This is a genomic window from Halalkalibacter flavus (assembly GCF_036663575.1).
GTDB lineage: Bacteria > Bacillota > Bacilli > Bacillales > Bacillaceae_D > Halalkalibacter > Halalkalibacter flavus.
In genome coordinates, this window is record NZ_JAWRVK010000007.1 from 161,269 (window position 1) to 167,621 (window position 6,353).

Annotated in this window: 6 protein-coding genes and 1 pseudogene; all 7 read right to left on the reverse strand. The window is 35.4% G+C overall.

The genetic code is table 11. From position 1 onward, the window contains the following. Positions 1-102 precede the first annotated feature (102 nt). Complete coding sequence (locus SAY88_RS07065) at positions 103-1,368, reverse strand: extracellular solute-binding protein (protein WP_332630505.1); 1,266 nt, start codon at positions 1,366-1,368, stop codon at positions 103-105. 61 nt (positions 1,369-1,429) lie between these two features. Beyond that, positions 1,430-1,618, reverse strand: a complete 189-nt coding sequence (locus SAY88_RS07070) for a hypothetical protein (RefSeq protein WP_332630506.1) — start codon at positions 1,616-1,618, stop codon at positions 1,430-1,432. A 180-nt stretch (positions 1,619-1,798) separates the two neighbouring features. Then, positions 1,799-2,740: a sugar ABC transporter substrate-binding protein gene (locus SAY88_RS07075; RefSeq protein ID WP_332630508.1), complete on the reverse strand. Its 942-nt coding sequence runs from the start codon at positions 2,738-2,740 to the stop codon at positions 1,799-1,801. Positions 2,741-3,276: 536 nt separating this feature from the next. Beyond that, on the reverse strand, positions 3,277-3,552 hold the full coding sequence (locus SAY88_RS07080) for a hypothetical protein (protein WP_332630509.1): 276 nt from the start codon (positions 3,550-3,552) through the stop codon (positions 3,277-3,279). 170 nt (positions 3,553-3,722) lie between these two features. Further along, positions 3,723-4,187, reverse strand: coding sequence for a ribose 5-phosphate isomerase B (gene rpiB / locus SAY88_RS07085; protein ID WP_332630510.1), 465 nt, complete (start codon positions 4,185-4,187; stop codon positions 3,723-3,725). Between the two features lie 260 nt (positions 4,188-4,447). Continuing rightward, positions 4,448-5,812: an MATE family efflux transporter gene (locus SAY88_RS07090; RefSeq protein WP_332630512.1), complete on the reverse strand. Its 1,365-nt coding sequence runs from the start codon at positions 5,810-5,812 to the stop codon at positions 4,448-4,450. Between the two features lie 359 nt (positions 5,813-6,171). Continuing rightward, a pseudogene (locus SAY88_RS07095) lies at positions 6,172-6,353 on the reverse strand (hypothetical protein); the annotation flags it as partial.

Below are 6,353 nucleotides of genomic sequence, written 5' to 3' on the forward strand. Positions count from 1 at the left end.
ACACCTATTTATGTATAATATGTTTGATTCGACGTAAACAACATTGACTGTTTTAACCAAAAAAAGCAGCCGAAGCCACTTTTAACTCTCGCTTTAAAAGATTCATTGTCTTTCCTTACTTGCAAAAACTTCATCTATTTCCTCAGCAGCTTTTGCTAACCCTTCCTCTACAGTAATCTTTTCATCAAAAATAAGTTCTAAATACTTCCTATAGATTTCATCAACCTCCCACCATTGAGGAACAAAAGGTGGTAAAAGGGCATCATCAATACTATCTAAATACGGTTGATAATACGGAAATTGGTCATACACATTTGAAAGTTCCACAGATTGATTTGTTGGTATTAATCCAGTTTGTGCCAGTAGCGTTTGTGATTCTTTATTGGTCATCCATTTTACAAATGTCCATGCGGCTTCCTCATGATTTGTGGCTTTAGAAATAACAATATTTTCTCCACCGAGAATAGCTCGTTTACCATTACTATTTGGAAATGGTGCCGCCACAGTTTCCTGATTCATCGATTGAATCTCCGTTTCAGAATAACTACTATAAAACCAAGGTCCTTCATCTATCATAAAAAAATTACCTTCTAAGATGCCTCGCCATAATCCATCAGAAGTTACTAAGTTCCCGCTTTGATAAAGTGATAAAAGTTTATTAACAGCAGCAATACTCTTTTCACTGTCCAAATACCCAGTAGCTTTTGTATATGTTGGATCCGTTAAATTTCCACCAAATCCATAAAAATATTGTAACGTTGCCCAGATTGAAAAAGTATCGATTCCAATAACATACTCATTTTTTTCAATTAGATTTATTAATTCATCCATCGTATCAGGAAAGATATCCTCACCTGTCTCTTCGAGTAAACCCTTGTTGTAGATAGAAGATTTGGTAAAAACATTTAAAGGAATACCATAATATTTCCCATTATAATAGTTAGACTGCATTAGACTCTCATCAAAAAGACCTTTCCATTCAGCAAAATCTTTAAAATTATCCAGAGGATATAAAAGACCAAGGCGTGACATTTCTGGAGTCCAAACAATATTCAGTCTAATAACATCCGGCGGTCTATTTGTAGACGCTCTAGAAATAATTTCTGACCGTAATGTATGATTGTAATTTTGTCTAACTGACTTCACCTCAATCATTGGATATTCTTGCTCAAATAAAGGAATTATGATGTTTTCAAAAATATAAGTCTCTTTTTCATTATACGTATGCCAAAAAATAATCTCTTCTTTTTCAGGTTTAGCATCTAATGCGGGATTACTGTTTCCAATAATGGTTTGGTGGCCACAACCTGCTATAAGGAATAATCCAATAAACAAAGAAAGAAATAATTTTGGTTGTTTGACATCCATAACTGCCACCTCTACTTTTGATGCTTTAACTGCTACTTCGTATACCTTTAATGTAGTGTTATTAACAGCTCACTTGCTTTATTAATTCGAAGGTTAATGACATAATTAATAAATTAATAAATTTTTGATCGCTATACTGCTTAAACAAGATACTAAAGTAATTTCTACTTATATGAATATGATCAGCAGCCTTTTGAATCGTTAATTCTTCGGTAAAATACCGATGTCTATAACTGATTGCGCGTTCCATAATTAATTGCTCCGTACTTTATTCCCTCTTTAATATATTCAAATTCGTTGAAGCTGCTTTTTAAAATAACTTTTAATTTTGGATAGAGATTTACCGCTTTCCTCATGAGAGTCACACCATCCATGATCGGCATTATAATATTGGTAAAACTTTCAGCTATATTTTTTGAATTAATTTATTTCATCTTAACAATCTTTTCTGAAAATCTAGTCTTTCCTTTGCATTACCTTTAATAATAATATCTACACCACTATCTATAGTTCGATCAACTTTTTCTCCATTGATCACTTTCATTGCAGCTTCAATACTAAAATATCCCATATCATATGGGTTCTGTGCTACTGTTCCAGGCAATGTCCCTTCTTCGACCAACTCAATCATTTCGTTAATCCCATCTGCTCCGACAATAGGTAAAGTCAACCCATACTCTTCAATAACATGAAAAACAGTTAGTGCCATAATGTCCGTTACCGTGTATACACCTTTTATATCCGGATGTTCCTGTAAAGCTGTTTCCATCGCTTCTTTAACAAGTGCTGTTTCATTTGGTAAATCGACTATTTCAACGATCTCGATTCCAGCAGCTGCTAAACTCATATTAGCTCCTTTTATCCGATCCCTTGAAATGGGATGACTCATTTCACCAGCAAGCAGAGCCACTTTATCCCCTGGCTGAAGACTCGAAGCTAATAACATCCCACCTCTTCTTCCTAATTCAATATTATTCGTACCAATATAAGAGGTTATATATACCCAAGGATAATAGGTATCTAACAACAATACAGGAATATCTCTTTTAACAAACTTGCGAAGTATAGGGATAATATCCGCTGTAACGGGAGAGACAATTAATACATCTGGATTATCATAAAGAATCGTTTTTAACAAATTCTCCTGTACATCTTCTTCAGATTCATTATTAGGTGCGACAACTTTCCCATTCATGCCAAAATCACGAAGACCTTTTTCAGCTCCAGCTTTAACAATTTCAAAATATTGTGTATCTAAATCCTTCAAAACAACAACTACTGTTGGCTCTTCGGAATCAAATGCTTGAAATAAAGCACCAATTAAAATGGTTAACATAATAATCATAAAAAAAACTATCGACTTTTTCATCATTCAATCCCCATAATTGTTAGTATCAATAAACTAAATAAAGCGTTCATATTGATTCATAGTGTAAATAATTGGACTAAACTATTTTGCTTAATTATGAAACAAACAGCGTTAATGAAGAACTATCTTCATTAAGAATAAGGTGTCTTATATTATTGTCTTTTAAATCATATAAAGACTAATTAGAAAAGGGGTTGTCCAAAAGGTCGAAAACAGACCATTTAGGACAACCCCCATCATATTCATAGATTTGATTTGTGCAGATTATTTTTATACTAATGAACATATCATTATCAACCAATTTGTAGGATATTTTTCTATATTATTTTTGTAAAATTACAGTTGTGTAAGTGGGTATTTTTACGGTACTATTTTTTATTCTATTTCCTCAATATCACCAAGGTAAAAAACATTAAAACAGCTAACGCCAACTTCACACGCTTTTTCTGTTATCTGATCATGTTGCGAAAGAGTAATGGCGATCCTCCACCCAAAGGTCAAGATCGCCATTTATCATTTCGCCTTAAGAAACAGAATATTTAACCTTTATTCGCTCCTGCTCTTAATCCTTCTGTTAACGGTTTTTGAAGGACCATAAATATAATTGTAATTGGAACGGCAACGAGTACTGCTCCCGCTTCAAAAGTCGTAAATTCAGTGTTACCAAGTCCTGTCACCATTTCAAAAAGACCAACAGCAAGTGTTTTATTAGCATCCGATCTGAGTACTAGTTTTGCTAAAATAAAGTCCATCCATGGCCCGATAAAGTTCATTACTGCGATAAATACCATAATCGGTAAGGATAAAGGCATCATAATTCTAAAGAAGATCGTTTAGAATCTACTTAAACATGCCAGACTACTCACTCCATGGTATTTATATTTAAATGGAAACGAAATCATTTTATAATAGGTAGTTCAAAATTCATTGTATACTATTAACTATCTCGATTTTTATTTTTTAAAGTTCCAAAGAATTAGATCATTTACCTTTGAATTTCTTTAGCTGAATCTCTTTCTAATAAATCCAACTTTTTTACCCTGCGCCTAAAGTGTTCTTCCGTACTAAATTCTGCCTTAATGAATGCCTCGATTAAGTCTTTAGCAAGCCACTCTCCTACAATTTTTGCGCCGATACACATCACGTTTACATCATCATGTTCAACACATTGATAAGCAGAATGAATATCGTGACATACAGCCGCTCTTATTCTTGGAATTTTATTTGCTGCAATACTTGCCCCAACTCCTGTACCACAAACCATAATGCCTCGATTTGCTTGACCATTTCTTACAGAATCACACACTGTTCGAGCAATGTCCGGAAAATCAACCGGTTCAGTCGTGTAGCTCCCATGGTCAATGACTTCAATTCCCTCAGATTTTAGATACTCCACTACAGTTGACTTTAATGGAAATCCTGCATGGTCACTTCCAACAGATACAATCATTTTTAAACCCTCCCTAAAATAGCTTTGCAAAATAGTGAACTAATTACTTTTCACTGTTTCTAACGGTTCGACATTCCCTAATTTTAAAGTGAGACTATTCAAGTGCAATTCATATCCTCTATCATTTCGTCTGTTTACATACTAATTAGAAAATTAACTGCCTTATTGGCCAGTAATGTACTGCCTTTTTACATTGATTTCTCTTGTCATCACCGTTTTAATCAAGCTTTTCTCGTTTTCACTTGCCTCAATTCAATTGCTCACACCGAAATTGAATCGGCTTTTTTTTGAACGAGCGCTTTTTTCTGCCAATCTTTACTTCTCCATCTGAAAAAGAGAACCAATCCCCGTATCCATTCATCAATAATAAATGCAGCCCATATTCCAAATAAGCCATATCCCAAATGAATGCCTAATAAATAGGTTAGCGGCAAACTGAACAACCACGTGATGAGAATAGAAGAAAACATCGCAAATCGTGCATCTCCGGAAGCCTGTAGCGATCGTTCCAATATGACATTGAAATTTCTACCTGGCTCTAGTAAGAAACTAAATAGAATCAGAATTGAACCAATCTGGATAATTTGAGAAGAATCTGTGAACAACTCAAGAAGTGGTGCACGGAACAAACAAAGGATGGAGACACTCAATAACGTAATTAAAATACACCTCAACAGATGACGCATTACTTGTATATAGGCTTCCTCTTGTTTTTTTTCTCCTACTAAATGACCAACGATAATTTGCATTCCCCTCCCCAATGAAAGCCCCATTATCATCACGATCAATATAATATTTTGCGTGTAAATGTGTGTCGTTAGCGTAATAGCGCTTAGGGAAGTAATAAACACAGTGATTACAAACTGGTTGACATGGTAGGACAAACTAACCGCAGCAGATGGAACTCCAACTTGCAATACTTTTGCGACATGATCACGCTGCCAACGGACAAAGTTTCGCCATTTGAGTCGGACAGCAACTACTTTCCGAAGTATGATCAAATTAGCAGTCAGTCCGATTAACTGGCTGACAACAGTTGCAATTGCCACACCTGTTACACCAATCTTAGGGAAACCTAATGATCCGAAAATAAATAAATAATTTCCGATAATATTAAGCATGTTCATACCGATAGCAACGAGCATTGTGTGCCGTGTAAAGCCATGAGCTTGAATGATCGCAACTGTGACAGTGAGAAGAGCTTGCACAACAAGTGCTCCTCCAGTGATATAAAGATAAGTTTGAGCCATCTCGAGAAGCTCTGACTCTAGGTTAAAAACACTTAAAAGCCGCCTGTTAAAAAGTACAGACAATATACTGATGAAAAGTCCAAATAGTAAATTGATGCCCAGCGCTAGTCCGACAATCCTGCCAATTTCACTTGTTCTTTTTGCACCAAGATATTGAGTAATAACGATACTAGAACCCACCGCAACGAAAGTGAACATTATTATAGCGCTCTTGATGATTTGGTTAGACACGCCAACGGATGCGACCGCTTCATCTGAAACATGACTTAACATAAACACATCAGTTACACGCATAAGCATTTGCAGTCCCATTTCAATAAAAATCGGCCATGTGACTGCGTATATCGATAGTTTCCCTATTTTAGTTTTATCCAATTTGAGTTCCTTTCCTTATAATTTAAGCTCATCTTACTGTTCCTTCCAACCTCTAAAAGTGATTTCAAAATTAGACTTTCCCACCCTTCGATTAAAACTCTATCGATAGTTTTTCAAGAGATAAATTACAGTCGACGAAAAAGTCTCAGCTTTTTTCTCCTTAAGTAAATGAGCAGCATGTCGTGCCGTTCCTTTCATGCACATAAAGAGACTGTTGAGAGACAACGATATTTCTTTCAACAGTCTTCTTGACAATTAGAGAACCTGGTTCCCGTTCTTTGTACAGACACAATAGCAACTGCACGAGTTCCTTCCAAACTTAATAAAAGGGTTCTCTTCCAAATGTACTAAACCAATGACTACTTATTAGTCTCTAACGGTTGTACATTACCTAACTTTAAAACCGGGCTATTTAAATTAGGAGCAGCCCATTTAACAGAATTACAAATGACTTTTTGAATATCTTCATGGTAGACCCTCATGCCGCGCTGCGGCACCATCAAATATATGAAAAAGAATGATCCCCAAGTGTAGTTTCCCT

Coding starts and splice junctions, on each gene's coding strand:
- SAY88_RS07070 (WP_332630506.1), bottom strand. CDS start 1,618: ATGGAACGCGCAATCAGTTATAGACATCGGTATTTTACCGAAGAATTA.
- SAY88_RS07075 (WP_332630508.1), bottom strand. CDS start 2,740: ATGATGAAAAAGTCGATAGTTTTTTTTATGATTATTATGTTAACCATT.
- SAY88_RS07080 (WP_332630509.1), bottom strand. CDS start 3,552: ATGATGCCTTTATCCTTACCGATTATGGTATTTATCGCAGTAATGAAC.
- rpiB (WP_332630510.1), bottom strand. CDS start 4,187: ATGATTGTATCTGTTGGAAGTGACCATGCAGGATTTCCATTAAAGTCA.
- SAY88_RS07065 (WP_332630505.1), bottom strand. CDS start 1,368: ATGGATGTCAAACAACCAAAATTATTTCTTTCTTTGTTTATTGGATTA.